This window comes from Labrys miyagiensis (genome assembly GCF_030160835.1).
Taxonomy (GTDB): Bacteria; Pseudomonadota; Alphaproteobacteria; order Rhizobiales; family Labraceae; genus Labrys; species Labrys miyagiensis.
In genome coordinates this window covers 130,247-149,701 of sequence record NZ_BSPC01000011.1, presented here as the reverse complement: position 1 = coordinate 149,701, position 19,455 = coordinate 130,247, and the positions used below count along the sequence as shown (strand labels likewise).

Genomic DNA, 19,455 nt, shown 5'->3' with positions numbered 1-19,455 from the left:
GGAGGCGGTTAAAGAGCGGACTGGAAGTCCGCGCTCCCACCACTACACCCACTCGCCCTTCCGCATCAGTGGTTCGGCCTTGCCGGTGGCGGTGATGCCGTCGACGTCGATCTCGCCGGAACCGATCATCCAGTCGATATGGATCAGACTGTTGTTGGCGCCGCGCGCCGCGAGTTCCTCGGGGCTGAGCGAGCCGCCATTGATGAAGCACTGGCTGTAGGATTGGCCGAGCGCGATATGGCTGGCGGCGTTCTCGTCGAACAGTGTGTTGTAGAACAAGAGGCCGCTCTTCGAGATCGGCGAGGAGAAGGGCACCAAAGCCACCTCGCCCAGATGCCGCGAGCCGACATCGGTCTCCAGCACCTTCGACAGCACGTCCTTGCCGTTAGCCGCATCCGCCTCGACGATCTTGCCGCTCTCGAAGCGCACCGAGATCTTGTCGATCAGCGTGCCCTGGTAGGAGAGCGGCTTGGTGGAGGAGACATGGCCGCTGACCCGGTCGCGATGCGGTGTGGTGAAGACTTCCTCGGTGGGGATGTTGGGATTGCAGGTGATGCCGTTCTTGGCCCTGGCCGAACCGCCATGCCACTCATGCTCGTCGGCAAGCCCGACCGTGAGGTCGGTGCCCGGTCCGGTGAAATGCAGCGCCGAATAGCGCTTGTTGTTGAGATGGGCGGCGCGGGCGTGGAGACTGTCGTTATGGTTGGTCCAGGCGGCGATGGGGTCTTCCGCGTCGATGCGGGAGGCCGCGAAGATCGCATCCCACAATTTCGCTACCGCCACCTCCTCGCTCTCGTTCGGGAACACGGTGCGCGCCCAGGCGGGCGAGGCATAGGAGATGATGTTCCAGTTGATGTCGAAGCCGACGATCAGCTTCTGCGCCGGCTTGTAGGCGGCCGAGCGGGCGCGGTTGGCGCGCGCGACCTTGGCGGGGTCCTGGCTGGCCAGCAGCGCCGGGTCTTCGCCGGCGATGGCGAGGCGCGCCGCCCCCCTGGCATAGGCCGCCGCCATGCCGTCGAACAGCCAGCCCGTAGCGGTGTCGAAGGCATCGTCGGGCGCGAAGCGGTAGCGCGCCAGGGTTGCTTCCTCGTCGGAGAACAGCGTGGTGACGAGACTGGCGCCGGCCCTGTAGGCATGCTCGGTGATGCGCCGCACCAGCGGCAGGGCCTCGATCGGGGCCGTCATCACCAGTTCCTGGCCATGCGCCAGGCCCAGGCCGACTTTCACTGCCGTCTCGGCGAATTTGTCGAGACGCATGTCATGGGTCGAAATGGGCTTGTGCATGGAAAACCTCTTTGGGATCGAAACAGGCGCGCAGACCATCAACGATGCATCGCGCCGTCAAGCGTTTTGTGGGCGAGAGCGGGGAGCGAAGCCAACGATCAAGCCGGCAAGCCGGTCAGTGGATATGGGGTAGAAGGATAGCTCAGAGAGAACCGCGCTCCGCTGGTCTTTCAAACCATTGCTGGCAAGATGAGGCATAAGCATGGTCTATGCGGTCACGGTTACCTCACGCGTGATCATCTATTGTTCAGCTTATGGGGGAGCCCTGCATGGTGGGGGAAGGTATGGCCTCCGGCACAGACACCTCAGAACTGCGCAAGGATATCGTCGCGACACAATAATCTCGGCGACATCGAGATATACCCCCTCGGGGCCTCCGAAACGCCGGTGCCCGCAACACGGAAAAATCAGGACGGTTTCGGTCCGATACTGAACGCTCTCCTCGCTATCAGGCATTCTATTCCTGACGCCGTTCAGCGTCGCTAATGCTTGACACAGGCCGCTTTCGCACGGCAATTGCGGCGAAAGCTTGTGAGGAGACATTATGGAAATCGCCCGTCTGCAAACCGTCATCGATGCCGCCTGGGAAGACCGCGCCCAGGTCAATTTCGAGACCAAGGGCGAGTTGCGCGCCGCCGTCAACCACACGCTTGGCCTGCTCGACGAAGGCAAGCTGCGCGTGGCCGAGAAGGTGGCGGGCGCCACCGGCAAGGAGAGCTGGCATACGCATCAGTGGCTGAAGAAGGCCGTGCTGCTGTCCTTCCGTCTCAATGACATGGCGGCCATTCCCGGCGGTCCGCATGGCACCACCTGGTGGGACAAGGTGCCCTCCAAGTTCGAAGGCTGGAGCACCACCGAATTTCGCCATGCCGGCTTCCGCGCCGTGCCGAACTGCGTGGTGCGCCGCTCCGCCTATATCGCCCCGGGCGTGGTGCTGATGCCATCCTTCGTCAATCTCGGCGCCCATGTCGATACCGGCACCATGGTCGACACCTGGTCGACGGTGGGCTCCTGCGCGCAGATCGGCAAGAATGTGCATCTGTCGGGCGGCGTCGGCATCGGCGGCGTGCTGGAGCCGCTGCAGGCCAACCCCACCATCATCGAGGACGACTGCTTCATCGGCGCGCGTTCGGAGGTGGTGGAAGGCGTGATTGTCGGCCAGGGCTCGGTGATCGCCATGGGCGTGTTCATCTCCGCCTCGACCACCATCATCGACCGCGCCACCGGCCAGACCTATCGCGGCTATGTGCCGCCTTATTCGGTGGTGGTGTCCGGCAATCTGCCCGGCAAGCCGCTGCCCAATGGTGCTCCCGGGCCCTCGCTCTACTGCGCCGTGATCGTCAAGACGGTGGACGCGCAGACCCGCTCGAAGACCGGCATCAACGAGTTGCTGCGGGATTAATCTGGGATCGCAGGCATCCCTGCCTGCTCTTCCCATCCTTCAAGCGCGGCGTTTCCAGCAGGCAAGGATGCCTGCGATCCCAGGATATCGATGTCCTTCACCTTCGACCCCCGCGACCCCGTCGCCCTCACCCAGGCCCTGATCCGCTGTCCCTCCGTCACACCGGAGGAAGGCGGTGCATTGCATCTCCTCGCCGAGATCCTGCAGGCCCGTGGCTTCGAGACCCATCTCGTCTCCTTCAGCGACGAGGATACGCCTGACGTCGCCAATCTCTACGCCCATGTCGGCCCGGCCCACCGGCCGGCCCTGATGTTTGCCGGCCATACCGACGTGGTGCCGCCGGGCGACGAGGCACGCTGGAGCCGGGGGCCGTTCTCGGGCGATATCGTCAATGGTGAGCTCTATGGCCGCGGCGCGGTCGACATGAAAGGCGGTGTCGCCGCCTCGGTGTCGGCGAGCTTGCGCCACCTCGAAGAGCATCCGGATGATCCCATTGCATTCCTGATCACGGGCGATGAGGAAGGCCCTGCCATCAACGGCACGGTCAAGCTGCTCGACTGGGCCGTGGCGAAGGGCGACCGCATCGGCCATTGCGTGCTGGGCGAGCCGACCAACCCGGCCAAGCTCGGCGACATGGTAAAGATCGGCCGCCGCGGCTCGCTGTCGGGCACCATCACCGTCTATGGCAAGCAGGGCCACGTCGCCTATCCCCATCTCGCCACCAATCCGGTGCCGCAGATGGTGCGCCTGCTCGCCGGCCTGATGGCGGACGAACTCGACCATGGCAGCGCGCATTTCGATGCCTCCAACCTCGAAGTCGTCTCGATCGACGTCGGCAACAAGGCGACCAACGTCATCCCCGGCGAGGCGCGCGCCATCTTCAACATCCGCTTCAACGACCACTGGAACCGCGAGAAGCTGGAAGTCTGGGTGCGCGGCAAGCTCGACGGCGCGGCTGGCAACGACATCGTCTACGCCCTGGAGTTCGGGCGCTCCTCTTCCGAAGCCTTCTTCACGCCGCCGGGCGCCTTCGTCGACGCGGTGGTGAGTTCGATCGAGGCGGAGACCGGCCGCAAGCCGGCGCTCTCCACCTCCGGCGGCACCTCGGACGCGCGCTTCATCAAGAATATCTGCCCGGTGGTCGAGTTCGGCCTAGTCGGCAAGACCATGCATCAGACCGACGAGCGCGTGGCGATCATCGATCTGGAGAGCCTGGCGCGGATCTTTCAGCGCATCCTGGGGCAATATTTTTCCTAACTGGGAGCGCGGACATCCTGTCCGCTCTTGAACCACAAGCATTGAAAGAAGAGGCGGATCGCTCGTCGTCAGCGATCCGCCTTTTTCTGTTGCCGAGCCGTTTCAAGAGCGGACAGGATGTCCGCGCTCCCAGGGACGCTCCCAATCAGAGCACCTTCACCACCGGCCAGGGCGCCTCCGCGCGGCCGATCGCGTTGGCCAGCGGCAGACCGAAAGGCTCGGCCGAGATCTCGAAGACATCGCCCTCGCGCGTCTGGAAACCATCGGACACGCTCAGCGTCGCCGTGCCGAAGTAATGCACGTTCACGTCGCCGGGCTGGCGGAACAGGCGGTATTTGAAATGGTGGCCCTCGAGATTGGCGAGGGTGTGCGACATGTTCGCCTCGCCCGTAAGGAAGGGCTTTTCCCAGACCACCTTGCCATCACGCAGGATGCGGGAGGTGCCGCGGATATCGGCAGGCGGCTCGCCGACCAGCAGTTCCGGCCCGATCGAGGACACCCGCAGCTTGGAATGGGCGAGATAGAGATAGTTCTGCCGCTCGGTGACATGGTCGGAAAATTCGTTGCCGAGCGCAAAGCCGATGCGCCAGGGCGTGCCGTCAGGGCCGTTGACATAGATGCCGGCAAGCTCCGGCTCCTCGCCGGCGTCGAGGGCGAAGGAGGGCGAGGGAAACGCGCCCTGCGGCGGCACCAGGGTGGAACCGTCGCCCTTGTAGAACCATTCGGGCTGCACACCCGCCGTGCCGTGTTCCGGGCGGCCGCCATCGAGGCCCATGCGGAACATCTTCATGGAATCGGTGGCCTTGGAAAGATCGGCCAGATCCTTGTGCATTTTGTCCCGCCCCTCGGCGCTGCCGAGATGGGTGAGGCCGGTGCCAGCCACCATGACATGGTTGGGATCGGGGTGGTCGATCGGCGCGAGTACCTGCCCGGCCTTCAGCAGGGCTGCGAGATCGACGCCTTCGCCGAGGCCACGCGTCTCGATCTCTGCCTGTAGCGAGCGCCCGGCGGCGATGGCGGCCTGCGCCAGCTCCAGCACGCTGGCCGTGTTCTTGACGACACGAGAGGCACCACCCTCGGTGGCGACCACGGCGCGCTGGCCGTCACGGTGGATCTGGGCGAGACGAAGAGACGAGTGGGCCACGGAGCGCATTCCTCAGACAATTGTTCTTGGCGCGCGCATCATAGAAATCCTTTGGCATGGCGCAACGGCAAAATGCGGCCTTGGCCGGATTGGCAACAATCGCTGCACTGCACAAAATCTGAGGCTATGAATGTATTCGAGGCCTGCCATGCATAACAGCAAGGCCGAATCAGCTTCGCCCGTAGAAAAACCATTGCATCGCTCACGAAATTGCGTTCAATTTAGGAACGGATCGTGTCGAATCTGCCAGCCGCACAGAGTTCGTCCGCCGGGCGTGACTATATGCGGTGTGCGGCAGAACAGGCTCCAGCGACATGTATCCGCTAGGGTCTTGCAGATGTTTATTCTCGATACAATGTTGAAGCGCCTGGTCAAGAAGGGCGCACTTACGGTTATCGATCCCGACGGGCGTGTACATAGCTACGGGAGCGGCCAAGGTTTTGCGAGCGCAATCCGAATTACCGACAAGGCGACGGCCTGGAAGCTTCTCACGCACCCCGAGCTGGAAGTCGGCGAAGCCTATATGGATGGCCGGCTCGTGATCGAAAAGGGCGATGTCTACGACATGATCGCCCTTTTCATGCAGAATATCGGCTGGTCCGTTCATATCGGCCCGTTGAGCAGCATCGGCTCGACGGCCCGCAAGGTCGGTCGACGCCTCGCCCAGTACAATCCCGCCAGTCGCTCGAAGAACAATGTCGCCCATCACTATGACCTGAAGGACGAATTGTTCGATCTCTTCCTCGATGATGACCGGCAATATAGCTGCGCCTATTTCCCCTCCAACGACGTCACGCTGGAGGAGGCGCAGGCCTACAAGAAGCGTCATATCGCGGCCAAGCTTCTGCTGAAGCCGGGCGTGAAGGTGCTCGATGTCGGCTCGGGCTGGGGTGGCCTGGGGCTCTACATTTCCAACGTCACCAAGGCCGACGTAACCGGCATCACGCTCTCGGAGGAGCAGCACAAGGTCTCCAATGCCCGTGCGGCTGCCGCCGGCATCGCCGATCGCGTGCGCTTCGAACTGATCGACTACCGTAAGGTGACGCAGAAATTCGACCGCATCGTCTCGGTCGGCATGTTCGAGCATGTCGGCGTCAACCATTTCGATGCCTATTTCCGCAAGATCGCCGAACTGCTCAACGATGATGGCGTGGCGCTTGTGCATGCCATTGGCCGTTCCGACGGTCCGGGCGCCACCAATCCGTGGATCCAGAAATATATCTTCCCGGGCGGCTATTCCCCTGCCCTGTCGGAAGTTCTGCCCGCGATCGAACGGGCCGGCCTCGTCGTCACCGACATCGAGATCCTGCGCCTGCATTATGCCGAGACGCTCAGGCATTGGCGTGTGCGCTTCAACCGCAACCTCGAGCGGATCCGCGCCCTTTATGACGACCGTTTCTGCCGCATGTGGGAGATGTATCTGGCTTCCTCCGAGGCGACGTTCCGCTGGGGCGGTCACATGGTCTTTCAGATCCAGGTGGCGAAATCGATCAATGCGGTTCCGTTGACGCGCGACTATATCGGCGAGGCGGAAAGGCGCCTCCCGCTCGATCTCCGGCCGGTCCCCGCCCCAGCACGCGAAGCGGCGGAGTAAGGCCAAGACCGCCGCCAGGCGCTGTCAACCTGCCCGTCTCTTGCAGATTTTCGACAGGCGCGCATCCGAAATCCTCGGGTGCGCGTTGCCCTTTAGAGCGGATGATCAAACTATGATCATGTTTCCACGATAATCCGACTTTCATACCACAAGCCCTTTTCAAGTCTTCTTCTCGGACATCCCCAATGACCCACCCAGAACCGGCGACGGCAGCCGCGCTGAGCCCCAGCGAGGTGCGCTCGATCATCATCGGCATCATGGTTGCGATGCTGCTCGCGGCACTGGACCAGACCATCGTCGCCACCGCCATGCCGACGATCGGCCGCAGCCTCGGCGATTTCGAGAACCTGCCCTGGGTCGTCACCACCTACCTCCTCACCTCGACCGCGGTGACGCCGCTCTACGGCAAGATGTCCGACATCGCCGGCCGGCGGGTGACGCTGCTGGTGGCCATCACCGTCTTCGTCGTCGGCTCGATCTTCTGCGCCCTGGCGCCGAGCATGCTGGTGCTGATCCTGGCCCGCGCGCTGCAGGGCCTTGGCGGCGGCGGCCTGATCTCGCTGGCCCAGACCATCATCGCCGATATCGTCCCGCCCAAGGAGCGCCCGCGCTACCAGGGCCTGATCGCCGGCGTTTTCGTGACCTCCAGCATCGCAGGCCCGGTGCTCGGCGGCTTCATGGCCGAGAAGCTGCACTGGTCCGCGATCTTCTGGATCAACCTGCCGCTCGGCCTGCTCGCCTTCTGGATGACGAACTCACTTCTGAAGAAGCTGCCGCGGCATGAACGGCCGCACAAGCTCGATTTCCTCGGCGCCGCCCTGATGACAACAGCAACCGTCGCGCTGCTGCTTGCCCTCAGCCTCGGCGGGCCGCGCTATGCCTGGACCTCGCTCACCATCCTCGGGCTCGTCGGCTGCTCCGTGCTGTTCTGGATCGCCTTCGTCGCCCGCCTGCTGACGGCGCCGGAACCACTCATCCCGCCCGAGGTGCTGCAGAACCAGGTGGTGGCGATGGGCACGCTGGCGGCCTGCTTCGGCATGGGCGTCTTCATCGGCCTCACCATCTACACGCCGATCTATCTGGAAGGCGTCTACAACCTCACCGCCAGCCAGTCCGGCCTCGCGCTCATCCCGCTGATGGTCGGCACCGTCACCGGCGCCACCTTCTCAGGCCGCCTGATGGCGCATATGACACATTACAAGCGCACGCCGATGATCGGCCTCACCGTCTCCGTCATCGCCCTCGCCATCGTGGCGGCCCGGCCCGTCGGCCTGCCGCTGGCCGTGATCGAGGTGATCTTCGCAGTGGCGGCCGTCGGCATCGGCACGGTGCTGCCGGTCACCACCGTGGCAATCCAGAACGCCGTGATGCCACACCAGATGGGCACCGCGACCGGCACCATGAACTTCTTCCGCTCGCTGGGCGGGGCCATCATCGTCGCCGGCTTCGGCGCCATCGTGATGGGCAGCCTGCCGGCCGGCAAGGCGGCCACCGTCACCATGGACAATCTCGCCACCACCCTCGCCTCCGGCGGCAGCGACATCGGCACCGTCTTCCGCTTCGTGTTCGGCGCCGCGGCGCTCGGCATCCTCCTCACGCTCTACAGCCTGATCGTGATGGAGGAGCGGCCGCTGCGCACCAAGGTCGGCGCCGCGCCGGCGGAGTGAGCGCAATCCCCCTTTTCATGCCCGCAGCATGCTGTAAAAGCCCTTCCAACCTTCCCCGGAATCGCCAAGCCATGAGCCCCAATCTCAGCGTCCACGACAAGGCAGAGATCCTCTCCGAGGCCCTGCCCTATATGCAGCAGCACGACGATGCCACCATCGTCGTCAAATATGGCGGGCACGCCATGGGCAGCGAGCAGGTCGCCCGCGACTTCGCCCGCGACATCGTGCTGCTCGAACAGGCCGGCCTCAACCCGGTGGTGGTGCATGGCGGCGGCCCGCAGATCTCCGAGATGCTGCAGCGTCTCGGCATCAAGTCCGAATTCGCCGCTGGCCACCGCATCACCGATGCGGCCAGCGTCGAGGTCGTCGAGATGGTGCTGGCAGGTTCCATCAACAAGCAGCTCGTCGGCTTCATCAATGCCGAGGGCGGCCGGGCCGTCGGCCTCTCCGGCAAGGATGGCCGCATGCTGATCGCCAGGAAGGCGACGCGCACCATCTACGATCCGGATTCGGACATCGAGAAGGTGGTCGATCTCGGCTTCGTCGGCGAACCCGACAAGGTCGACACCACGGTTCTGGACCAAATCATCAAGTCCGACATCATCCCGGTGCTGGCTCCCGTGGCCGCTTCGGCCGATGGCGGCACCTTCAACGTCAATGCCGACACCTTCGCCGGCGCCATCGCCGGGGCGCTGGGGGCGACGCGCCTGCTCCTGCTCACCGACGTGCCCGGCATCCTCGACAAGGACAAGAATCTGATCGAGGAGATCGACGTCGAAGGCATCCGCCGCCTGATCGCCGACGGCACCATCACAGGCGGCATGATCCCGAAGGTCGAGACCTGCATCTACGCGCTGGAACGGGGCGTGGAAGCCGTGGTGATCATGGACGGCAAGGTGCCGCATGCGGTGCTGCTGGAGCTCCTCACCAATCACGGCGCGGGCACGCTGATCAGACGATAGTGCAGTCATCCCGAACGCGATGCGGCACGCAGTGACGCTTCGTGGATTCGGGACCGTACAATGTTAGGGCGCCCTTCTCCGCTCACAGGACGACGCCGCGCAATCCGTCCTTAACATTGCCGCAGGATACTGTCATATCTTGCGGATAGAGACAGGTGATGGATCAGACCGTTTATTCAAGCAAAGAGAAATTGGCGATCGATTTCGCCCATGTCGAGACGTGGGTGTTCGATCTCGACAACACGCTCTATCCTCATCACGCCAATCTCTGGGAGCAGGTGGACAATCGCATCACCACCTGGATGGCCAATTTCTACGGTGTCGACGGGCTCAGCGCGCGCGGCCTGCAGAAATATTACTATCAGCGCTATGGCACCTCCCTGCGCGGGCTGATGATCGACGAAGGCCTCGATCCCGCCAATTTCCTCGATTTTGCCCACGATATCGACCATTCGCCGCTGGAGCCCAATCCCCTGCTCGGCACGGCGCTGAGCCTGCTGCCGGGCCGCAAGCTGATCTTCACCTCCGGCACCACCCGCCATGCCATGAACATCGTAAAGAAGCTCGGCGTCGAGAAGCACTTCGCCGACGTCTTCGATATCGTCTCGGCCGACTACCTGCCCAAGCCGGCAGCGGACACCTACATCAATTTCTTTGCGCGCCACGATGTCGATCCCGCCCGGGCGGCGATGTTCGAGGATCTGTCGCGCAACCTGATCGTGCCGCATCAGCGGGGCATGCGCACCGTGCTGGTGGTGCCCCGGCGCGATGCCCGGATCGAGCGCGACGCCTGGGAGTTGGACGGCGCCAAGGCCGAGCATGTCGACTACATCACCGACGATATAGCGGGCTTCGTGACCGATCTCGCGCAAGCGCTGGGGTAACCTGGGAGCGCTGCTTCTCAGGCGATCACGGACGCTCCTCGTGAGACAGGCCCGCGGAGGTAGAGCTCGATTTCGTCACTCCAGGATTTGTCCCGACAGCCTCGACAGCGCTGCCGCTCATGTGCCTGCGCCAAGCCAGGAGCGTAGCGGAAAAATCCAAGCATCATCATTATGGATGACGCTCGCGGCCAAGGCATCCGTAGCCACCCTTGCCGCGACAGCGCGCCGACCCGTTCCCGTATTGGCAATGAGCAATATCTCTGGCCAATTGTCCAGCTTATATCTGAAATCAGATAATCATGCTCGAACAATTTCCTACCATCTAGCAATATACCTTCGCTGTTTACCTCATGGTGGATATATTATAAATTTATATTAGCGCCTCTTGGCCGAAAATCATAGAGAAAATGCGGCTTTTTATTGTCTGTTACTCATATTTTGGACAATAGGCACACATTAACATAGATTTCCGGCGTCTCAAAGAAAAACAGTCACCCGGTCTTTGGCCGCCCGTACCGCTTCGAAGGTCTCAGAGGCCAGTATACTTTGATCTCTTTGTGATAGTTGTCAAATTGCCACAAAGGCGCCACAGTACGAACTTAGCTGCACGTGGAACCAGATGATGCTCCATCGTCATTCAGCAATGATACACAGCGATCGGCTGTCGAGACGAGCTTTTCTCCAGGGCGCTGGCAGTGCTTTGCTTCCCATTCTGTCGGGTTGCGCGTCCGATCCAGCCTACAAAGTATACCCCTCCGATCCAGACCGGCCACCCGAGATCGATGTCCATAGCCATATCTTCAACGTCCATGACCTGCCGATCTACAACTTTCTCACCAAAGTCGAACTATCGGGCGAACTCGGCAAATGGCTGTCACCCGCAGCCCTGTTCATTGTCTCAATGGTCACGTCCCGGGCACCGACGGGCGAAATGGAAGAGAAGCAGTTGAAGCTGATGCGCCTGAGCGGCAGCAGCGTCGGCACGGATGACCCAAGGCGTGACCCCGTGCAGATGTTCGTTGAGGGCGTTAATAGGTTCATCGACGAGCATATCGAGAGCCAACCAAGAGGACTTCTGGCCCGCGACAACAATCTGGAATTTTTGCGATTTCTATATCAGTACCCGCGCTTCCCACCTCAGAACGGGCTGTTGCTGGATGCGGAGGCCGAACTTGCCTATTATCGCATCAATGCGGCAAGAATTGCGACGCAGGCCGGCACGAACAGGCATCCTAGAGTGACCAGCCGCCTAAGCTTGCCGACTTGGGACGAAGTCGTCAATTTCATCAAGTCATGGGCCCCGCTCTGGTCGAAATACCGTTATCGTCTGGCATCGCAGCTGGAGAACGTCGCGGGCCCCAACGAGCCTATTCGTTTCGTCGCCCCGGCCATCTTGGACTCGGGCAACTGGCTTCCCGACGACCCCGGCTACAAGAGCCCACCCTCGACATCGCTTGCACAGCAGGCGCGTATCATGCGGTTGATTTCCCTTGTTCAGCCGCCCGGGGTCGCGGTACATGGCTATATAGGTTTCGATCCGCTACGCTACATCAAGGATCAGCAGCAGGGCAACAGTCAGGATGCCCTGGCCATCGTGAGGGCGGCGGTCGAGACGCAAGGTTTCGTGGGCGTCAAAGTCTATCCTCCTATGGGTTTCAGGGCGATCGGCAACGCCGATCTCGGTGACGATTGCTTCCCTCCTCACGTCAGAATGAAGCATCTCGGTGTCCTTCTCGATCGGGCGCTGACGGAACTTTATAGCTACTGCGTCGACAACGATGTTCCGATCCTAACGCATTGTTCCCACTCGCAGGGGCCGGACGACAGGGCGATGCAGCGGGCTCATCCTCGTTACTGGCGCCGGCTCCTGGATATTCCGAAGTTCCGCAGCCTACGTTTGAACCTTGGCCATGCGGGGGGCATTTTCGACTACGACAAGCCAACCGACAGCAATGTCTGGACGAACGAGGTCGCGGACATGCTGGGTCGCTACCCCAACCTCTATGCCGATGTCAGCGATCTCGCGATCGTCACCGCCACGAGCGGAAAGGATAAGGCGCAGAAGGATGCCATCCTCGCCAATGTGAGCAAGCTCCCCGATTGCGCCAAGGCAAGGCTGATGTACGGCACGGACTGGCTGCTGATGGGCCGTTATGGCGAAGCAGGAACGTACAGAGACGCCATGCGGACCGCGATGGGGCCTGTGCTTGGCGCCGACCTTGACAATTTCTTTTCAGGCAATGCGGCAGCGTTTCTAGGCCTTTCCGATGATAAGGGAACACGAGGAAGACTGAAGGCATTTTACAAGGCGAATTCAAAAAATGATTCCATCCTCGATAAATTCTATCATCCGCGGATTGCGAGTCTTACCTAGCGTTTGGTCTGCTGGATCGAGCCCTTACGAGATTCGATACGGAATTCCAGTACGGAATATTCGTTCGAGCGAACAATTATCGGCCTGGCCCCATTGGCCTGAGCTTCGTATCCGTCCGTGGCAAGTGTCAGGGCAACCTGTGCCAAGCTTCGTTGCCGACTTTCCATTGTCCAAAGCATCGCTGGCAATGACTGCTGCTGGCTCTCTGCCGAAACCGACGCAGCGCCAAAGCCTTACGATATCGCATCGAAATCAGCCACGCGGGCCGATGCCGTAACTCGTCCTCTCGCGGAAGGTGCCGCCATGTTCATTTCCGTTGCCGAGAACCGGTTCCGGCCTCGTATCGTGGTCATCTGCACGCATCTGCGCCGCGACCGATCCAAGCGGCGCTCGCGCGATCCGCTCCAGCCGATTACCGGTCTTCATATCGCTTCCTTCATCGATCCCGATCAATATGAGGTCGTCCTGTATCACGAGAACTGGCACGGCCCCTTCGACACAAGCCGCTGCCCATCTTGCGCACTCGTCTTCCTCACCGGCCTTCATGCCGATTTCGATCGCATGCGCCAGCTCTCCTATCATTTCCGCAGGCAGGGCGCCGTGGTCGTTGCAGGCGGCAATTTCTGCACGCTCTTTCCGGATTTTGCTGCACAGTTCTTCGATTGCGTTTGCGTCGGTGGTGTCGAAAGCATCCGTACTCTGCTGCAGGACTACGAAGCCGGACAAGTCCAGCGCATTTACCGCAGTTCGCAGGCTATCACGCCGGTGCATGAGGTACCTTACGAGCTTCTTGACGGCAACGACCTGAACCTGCCCTTTCATCTGTTGGAGGCCTCGCGCGGATGCTCTTTCCGCTGCAAATTCTGCGTCATACCGGCCGAGCAGGCGCATCACGCGCCCTATAGCCTCGACAGTTTGCAATTCTCCCTCGACAGAGCACTCTCCTCGGCTCCCTGGACAAGCCTGCGCCGCTGGTATCCGATCGTCTGGCTGATGGACAACAATGCGTCGGATTCGGCCGAACATCTCATGCAAGTCAGCGATCTCATGGGGCGAGATAAGTGCGTGCGAGCCTGGGGTGCCCTGGTGACCCAGAACATTCTGAAGGATCGAAAGCTCTTGGCGACATTGCGAGCTCGCAAATGCCGCATGCTGTTTGCCGGCTTAGAATCTCTCGATATCGAGTTTCTGAGGCGCTCCAACAAGAAGCAGAACCTCGCCAACGTCGGCAGTGTCATCTCGGACATGCTCTATGCCGAATCCATCGGCATCACCCTCGCCTATGGCTTCCTGTTCGATCCGCGCTATTCCACGGTCGAGGACATCCGCGCCCAGCTCGGGGCCATCGCACGGAGCCGCGGCACGCCCCTGCCCGCCTTTTGCAGCGCCCTCATCCCGCTGCCAGGTACTGCGACGTTCTGGGAAAGTGTCGACAAAGGGGAATTGCGCCCCAATATCAGGCTGCGGGATATGGACGGCGAATGCATTGTCTTCAGCAATGCGCGCGACGACGATCGATCCCTGACGGAGCTCTCACGCATGCTCCACGCTGCGCCCGGCCGCCTCTTCAACCGCAGAAGCATCGCGGTCACGACGCTTCACCGGCTCCGGAATATCGGGTTCGGATCCTTTTTGAATTGGATCGCCGCCCTGGGCTCGATCGCTCGCTATCTGGGGTATGCCAACAGCTACCAGCATGCCGATTCCCGCAGCTATATTGCCGGTCGGGACCGTCTGGACCCGCAATATTCCGAATATCCCGTCGGCATATCGGCGGCCGACCGGATACGATATTTCGATCCGGTCATGGTGACGGATGATAACGGCGCCGTGGAGGGTTGGATCAGGGCTGCCAGGCCGGAACAGACCGGGCAGGAGAACCGGCATTTTCGGCCACGGGTGGCTGTCACCAACGTCACTGCGAGGATGACAGAATGAACAGTTCCCTTGACGGCTACCAGTGCTGGGATGTCGCGGGCGAACGCCGGCAATTGACCGTGATGTTCAGCGACATAGTGCAGTTCACCCAACTTGCCGGGCGCCAGGATCCCGAAACCGTCGGGCAGATCCTTGAGGAATATCGGACTGTGGCGATCGCTGCTATCGAACGCTTCGGAGGCACGCTCTCCGATCTCAGCGGCGACGGCATCCTGGCCAAATTTGGCTTTCCCCTAGCCCTGGAGAATTCCGCAGAATCCGCCGTCAGGGCAGGTTTGGCAGTGATCGAGGACATACGTTCGCTCGCCATCGACCTGCGCAGGCAATATGGCGAGGGCGTCGAGATCAGGGTCGGAATCTACACAGGCATCGTCGTGGTGAGCGACAGACGATTAGCCGGCACGAACGTCTTCAGTTCGGTCGTGGGTGAGGCTGTCAACGTCGCGGCGCGGTTACAGGCACTTGCGGCGCCCAACAGCACCGTGGTGGGTGACACCACGCGCGCCCTTCTCAAGGATGCCTTCGATCTCGAGCCGCTTGGTAACCTCACGCTCAAAGGTATGAGCAGACCGATCGATGCCTATTCGGTCGTCAGCGAGCGGCGTTGGGTTACCGAAAAGAGGTCGAATCCCGCTAGTCAGAAGGATCTCTTCACGGCGCGCTCGAGCGAGCTTTCGACACTTATGGGCTTGTGGAACGGTATCCCCACTCAAGGTGGTTGCCTCACAATTGTCGAAGGAGAAGCCGGTATCGGCAAGAGCCGTCTGTTAAGGGAATTCGAGCGAGTGCTTGGCGTCACCGCCGATCTCAGGCTTCTGGCTTCGAGCCATTACCAGAATACGGCGTTTCACCCTCTTCTGCGCCTTCTGAAGGAGAGATTGGACTTTGCAACGTCGCCCGATGGCTTGGTGAATGCCAAATCCCTGGAAGGGCTTATTGGGCCCGACTGTGGCGAGGAGACGGCGCAGCTTCTGGAAGAAATCTCGGGTTTGAAGCTGGCGACCGGCTCTGCCGTCCAAGGACGCCTCTTCGGCCCCGAGCGACGCCTGGCTCTCAAGAAGATCCTTCTCTCCGTGCTTGCGGGTCAAGAGCAAACAGGGCGCCGCCTCGTCATCGTTGAAGATGCCCAGTGGCTCGACCCCTCCACGATCGAGCTTTTGGAAAACCTTGCTTCGACATTTCCCACCCGCCAGCTCTTGCTCGTCATTACCACCAGATCTGCCCTACAGAGCGCGCCACTCCAACATCTGGGCCACATTCTGTCCTTGAAGCGGTTAGCACCGGCCGCCGCCTTAGGCCTCATCCATGATCTCGTCGGCCCTCAGGCGATGCCGCCCGATATCGCTGCCTCCATTGCCGAACGCAGCGACGGCATCCCCCTCTTCATCGAAGAGGTCACTCGAAGCTATCTCGAGACAGGTATTACACAACAGCAGGCGCAACCCGCCGGCAAATTGGCCAGCGAGAAGGAAACCGTGCCGGCAACCTTGCGTGACTCCCTGATGGTACGTCTTGACCGGCTCGGCTCCGCCAAGCGCGTGGCGCAGCTGGCCGCTGTGTACGGGCGAACTTTCCCCTTGGCCGTAATTGCGAAATTATCGGGTCTGGGCAGCGACGAGTTCGATGGCGTCATCAATACGCTCCTGCAGTCAGGCATCATCGAAGAAAGTTCGGTGCCGGAGAAACAGGCCTTTCTGGCATTCCGGCACGCCCTGATCCGCGACGCCGCCTATGAGTCGCTGCTGAAATCGCAAAGGCTAGTGATACATCGCGTCCTGGCGCAAATTCTGGTCACCGAGTTTCGGCAGTTGAGCGAGGAGGAACCTGAGCGGATCGCCAATCATTGGCGCCATGCTGGTGATTTCCCGCAAGCAGCCGACTTTGGCATGCGAGCGGCACGCCTGTCCGTGAGCCGGTCCGCCAACCAGGAAGCTCTGCGGCAGATCGGCCTTGTGCTCGAACTCCTGCCCAGGATCGACGACACCTTCGGCCGGCACAAGCTGGAATTCGAAGCCTGCCTGGTGAAAATCGCGCCTGTGATCGCCACGGGCGGCTATGGCTCGCCTGAAGTCGCCACCCTGACCAGCCACGCCCTAAGCCTGTTGGATCGCCACGGCAAAGAGCTTCTGCACAACGGTAACGAGCCCTTCTTACTTTATTACAGCGAGTGGTCGCATCTGCAGGTCACGGGCCGGATCCGGGAGGCTGCAGCTCTCTCCCATTCCTTCCTGCAGCGTGTTGAAGCGAGCCATTCGGAACATGGCTTGATCATCGCTCACCGTCTGGTAGGGACCTCCCACTTGCTCGGAGGGAACCTGCAGCAGGCGGAGGCTCATCTTGTCGCCGCACTGGCCCTCTATGACAGGACCAGGCCGCGCCACTTGGCTTACCTCTATGGCACGGACTTCGGCATAATGAGCGAATGCCATCTTGCATTGACGCTTTGGCTCGAAGGGCGGGCGGACGAAGCAATGCGGATGGGAGAGAAAGCCTATCATGCGGCCTTGGCCTTCGATCATGCCAACACGCAAGGCTACGCCTTCACCCATCTTTGTATGCTGCGGGTCCTCACGGAGGACGTGAAAGGCTTGGAACTGCTCGTCCAACAGTTGCGCCATCTCGCCACAAGCCGGCAGCTCCCGTTCTGGGGCGTCATTGCCACCGGCTTTTCAGGCTGGCAATGCCTGCAGCAGGGACAGGTTCAGAAAGGAATGGATCTGCTGACCGGTGGCCTGTTGCCCCTTCGTCAGATGAATCTTGTCTATTGGTGCCCGACCTATTTGGCGTGGATGGCGGAGGGCCATATGCTCGCCGGCGATCTCCAAGCGGCCGATGCAGCCATCGAGGAGGCCCTGCGGATCATCGCGACCGGCGGCGAGGTCTGGTTCAAATCCGAATGCTGGCGGGTGAAGGCCGTTCTGCTGCAACGTCGGGGATTGCCGCCGGCCGTCACGCTACTGGCTGCGCTGAAGTCGGTTCGCATGGCCTGGGAAAACCAGTCGCCGACCTTCATGCTGCGCAGCACCACCGAGCTTCTGCGTTTGGCGCTCGATCTCCGTCGCACGAGGGTCGCTCACCTCGCCATGCGCCTCGTCACCTCCACAATCGAGTTGTTGTCGGCGCTCGAGCCGCTGTCGGCGAATGTGACCGAGGCCCGGCACCAGCGTCATCGCGGCGCGACACCGGGCTGACCGTCTAGCGAATGATACCGAAATATTTGGCCAGGTCACTTGGCGAAGGCGTGCCCGCATTGCATTGTCGCTCGTAAGGACGCTTCGGCTCGCCGAAGAGCGGCTTCCACCACATGGGGTCGCACGATGCCCTCATTTCAACCCGTTCCGACAGGTCTCTTTGCTCGTATCCACGGCCTCGTTCGAGCCTTGATCGTTGCCCTACCGGCCGGCGGTGGCCTTATCCTGCTGGCAACGGGAGCCCGGGAGCCGTCCGCGGCGACGCCACCGCCAACGTCAATCTACTGCCGATCCCGGCACCCATTACCCGGCCGTCATGACGCTTCGGCCTGGCGAGCCCGTCCTCATCCACGGCTGCCTCGCCGATCGCTTTTCGTGCGACATTTCCCTCCGCGGCGATCGTGGCTGGTCCTCGAACAAATATCTGTCGTCCGCCGCCAACAGCAATGTCGGCATCGCCGAGCTGGCGATACTGGCTATCGCATTCAGCTAAGCCTTTCGGGATCGCCATTATTCAAAGCACCCCTGGTACCGTACCTGGTGGCGCATGCCCTACCGCGGCCACCGCATCACAAGCCAGGCTTTCGACCGCGTCCGCAGGTTGTCGGCCCGCCCGGGGGCCGTCCGCCCCATCATCGCCGCCCGGGGTTCCCGCCCCAGCCGGCTCGGAAAGCCGATCGGCACCACGCAGCCAGTCACCCCGCAAAGAGCGGAGGGCCATCCGCCCAAGCGGTGGCTCAGCGACACCGAATGCCGGATTTCCGTCGTGGCAACCTTGACGGTAAACTTGCGGCGACGCCGTCACGCATCCGCTTGGAAGCAGGCGTGAATACCCTCTCGGTAGGTCGGATAGCGCAGCCGGTAGCCGAGATCCTCCCGGATGCGCCGGTTGGAGACGCGCTTGTTCTCGCCATAGAAGGAGCGCGCCATCGGCGACATCTGCGCGGCCTCATAGGCGATTTCCGGCGGCGGCTCGACGCCCAGGCGCCTGGCCGCGAAGGTCACGACATCCTGCGGCGGCGCGGGCTCATTGTCCGTGACGTTGAAGAACGGCCCCGCCTTGGGATGGTCGATGCCGGCCATCACCGTGCCGGCGATATCCTCGACATGAATGCGGTTGAACACCTGGCCCGGCTTGACGACACGCCGGGCCGTGCCGCGCCGGAGATTGACGATGGCGTTGCGCCCGGGACCATAGATGCCGGCAAGGCGGAAGATCTGGGCATCCGCGCCGCGCCTGCGCGCGAGGTCGAGCCATGCCTGCTCCACTCTCACCCGCACGCCATTGCGCTCGAGGGTCGGCCGGAGCGGGGCGGTCTCGTCGATCCAGGCCCCATCCGCATCGCCGTAGACGCCGACGGTGGACAGATAGCCGATCCAGGCCAGATGCGGCGCCTGCGCGATCGCCCCGCCGAAATGGCGCAGCACGGGATCGCCCTCATCGTCCGGCGCGATGGAGGTGAGGATGTGGGTGGCGCTCGCGACCACGGCCTCGATCGCGGACGACGCCTTCAGGCCGTCGAATTCAAGGCGCTCGACATCGGGCAGATCGGGCAGCCTCTCGCCGGGCGTCGGCGAGCGGTAGGTGCCGGCGACATGGGCGAAGCGCCGGCCGTAGCGGGCCGCGAAATGCGAGGCGGTGTAGCCGAGGCCGAAGATGAGGAGGTTCATGAGGCCCTGCTGGGAGCGCGGACGTCTCGTCCGCTCTTGGAACCGGTGGCATCCGCCGGAAAGGAAGAGCGGACGAGACGTCCGCGC

General features: G+C 61.9%; 13 protein-coding genes. 10 read left to right on the top strand and 3 right to left on the bottom strand.

Annotated features, from left to right (window positions below; genetic code table 11):
• Positions 1–42 precede the first annotated feature (42 nt).
• A complete protein-coding gene (locus QQL24_RS07125) occupies positions 43–1,284 on the bottom strand; it encodes an aminopeptidase (protein ID WP_284311212.1) in 1,242 nt (413 codons plus the stop codon).
• A 544-nt stretch (positions 1,285–1,828) separates the two neighbouring features.
• Here QQL24_RS07125 and dapD point away from each other — a divergent pair.
• Positions 1,829–2,686: a 2,3,4,5-tetrahydropyridine-2,6-dicarboxylate N-succinyltransferase gene (dapD, locus tag QQL24_RS07120; protein WP_284311210.1), complete on the top strand. Its 858-nt coding sequence runs from the start codon at positions 1,829–1,831 to the stop codon at positions 2,684–2,686.
• Positions 2,687–2,776: 90 nt separating this feature from the next.
• Positions 2,777–3,943: a succinyl-diaminopimelate desuccinylase gene (dapE, locus tag QQL24_RS07115; RefSeq protein ID WP_284311209.1), complete on the top strand. Its 1,167-nt coding sequence runs from the start codon at positions 2,777–2,779 to the stop codon at positions 3,941–3,943.
• Positions 3,944–4,088: 145 nt separating this feature from the next.
• On the opposite strand, the gene araD1 is transcribed toward dapE, so the two are convergent.
• Positions 4,089–5,087 carry an AraD1 family protein gene (gene araD1 / locus QQL24_RS07110; protein ID WP_431310647.1) on the bottom strand — a complete coding sequence of 333 codons (999 nt, stop codon included), beginning with the start codon at positions 5,085–5,087 and terminating at the stop codon, positions 4,089–4,091.
• 337 nt (positions 5,088–5,424) lie between these two features.
• Between araD1 and QQL24_RS07105 the strand changes: the two genes are divergently transcribed.
• The 8 genes from QQL24_RS07105 (at position 5,425) to QQL24_RS07070 (ending at position 18,190) form a co-directional block, all read left to right on the top strand.
• Complete coding sequence (locus QQL24_RS07105; protein WP_284311208.1) at positions 5,425–6,681, top strand: cyclopropane fatty acid synthase; 1,257 nt, start codon at positions 5,425–5,427, stop codon at positions 6,679–6,681.
• 185 nt (positions 6,682–6,866) lie between these two features.
• Positions 6,867–8,348 (top strand): MDR family MFS transporter, encoded by a 1,482-nt coding sequence (locus tag QQL24_RS07100; protein ID WP_284311207.1) that lies wholly within the window; start codon positions 6,867–6,869, stop codon positions 8,346–8,348.
• 71 nt (positions 8,349–8,419) lie between these two features.
• Positions 8,420–9,310 carry an acetylglutamate kinase gene (gene argB, locus QQL24_RS07095; protein WP_284311205.1) on the top strand — a complete coding sequence of 297 codons (891 nt, stop codon included), beginning with the start codon at positions 8,420–8,422 and terminating at the stop codon, positions 9,308–9,310.
• A 158-nt stretch (positions 9,311–9,468) separates the two neighbouring features.
• The gene (locus QQL24_RS07090; RefSeq protein WP_284311204.1) at positions 9,469–10,194 is read left to right on the top strand and encodes a pyrimidine 5'-nucleotidase; all 726 of its coding nucleotides are present in this window, start codon (positions 9,469–9,471) and stop codon (positions 10,192–10,194) included.
• Positions 10,195–10,813: 619 nt separating this feature from the next.
• Positions 10,814–12,568, top strand: coding sequence for an amidohydrolase family protein (locus QQL24_RS07085; RefSeq protein ID WP_284311203.1), 1,755 nt, complete (start codon positions 10,814–10,816; stop codon positions 12,566–12,568).
• 303 nt (positions 12,569–12,871) lie between these two features.
• Positions 12,872–14,506: a B12-binding domain-containing radical SAM protein gene (locus QQL24_RS07080; RefSeq protein WP_284311202.1), complete on the top strand. Its 1,635-nt coding sequence runs from the start codon at positions 12,872–12,874 to the stop codon at positions 14,504–14,506.
• Positions 14,503–17,697, top strand: coding sequence for an ATP-binding protein (locus tag QQL24_RS07075; protein WP_284311201.1), 3,195 nt, complete (start codon positions 14,503–14,505; stop codon positions 17,695–17,697). The genes QQL24_RS07080 and QQL24_RS07075 overlap by 4 nt, the downstream gene beginning before the upstream one ends.
• 316 nt (positions 17,698–18,013) lie before the next feature.
• Positions 18,014–18,190 (top strand): SH3 domain-containing protein, encoded by a 177-nt coding sequence (locus tag QQL24_RS07070; RefSeq protein ID WP_284311200.1) that lies wholly within the window; start codon positions 18,014–18,016, stop codon positions 18,188–18,190.
• A 308-nt stretch (positions 18,191–18,498) separates the two neighbouring features.
• Here the strand turns inward: QQL24_RS07070 and QQL24_RS07065 are convergent, their stop codons facing one another.
• A complete protein-coding gene (locus tag QQL24_RS07065; protein WP_284311199.1) occupies positions 18,499–19,368 on the bottom strand; it encodes an SDR family oxidoreductase in 870 nt (289 codons plus the stop codon).
• Between the last annotated feature and the right edge of the window lie 87 nt (positions 19,369–19,455).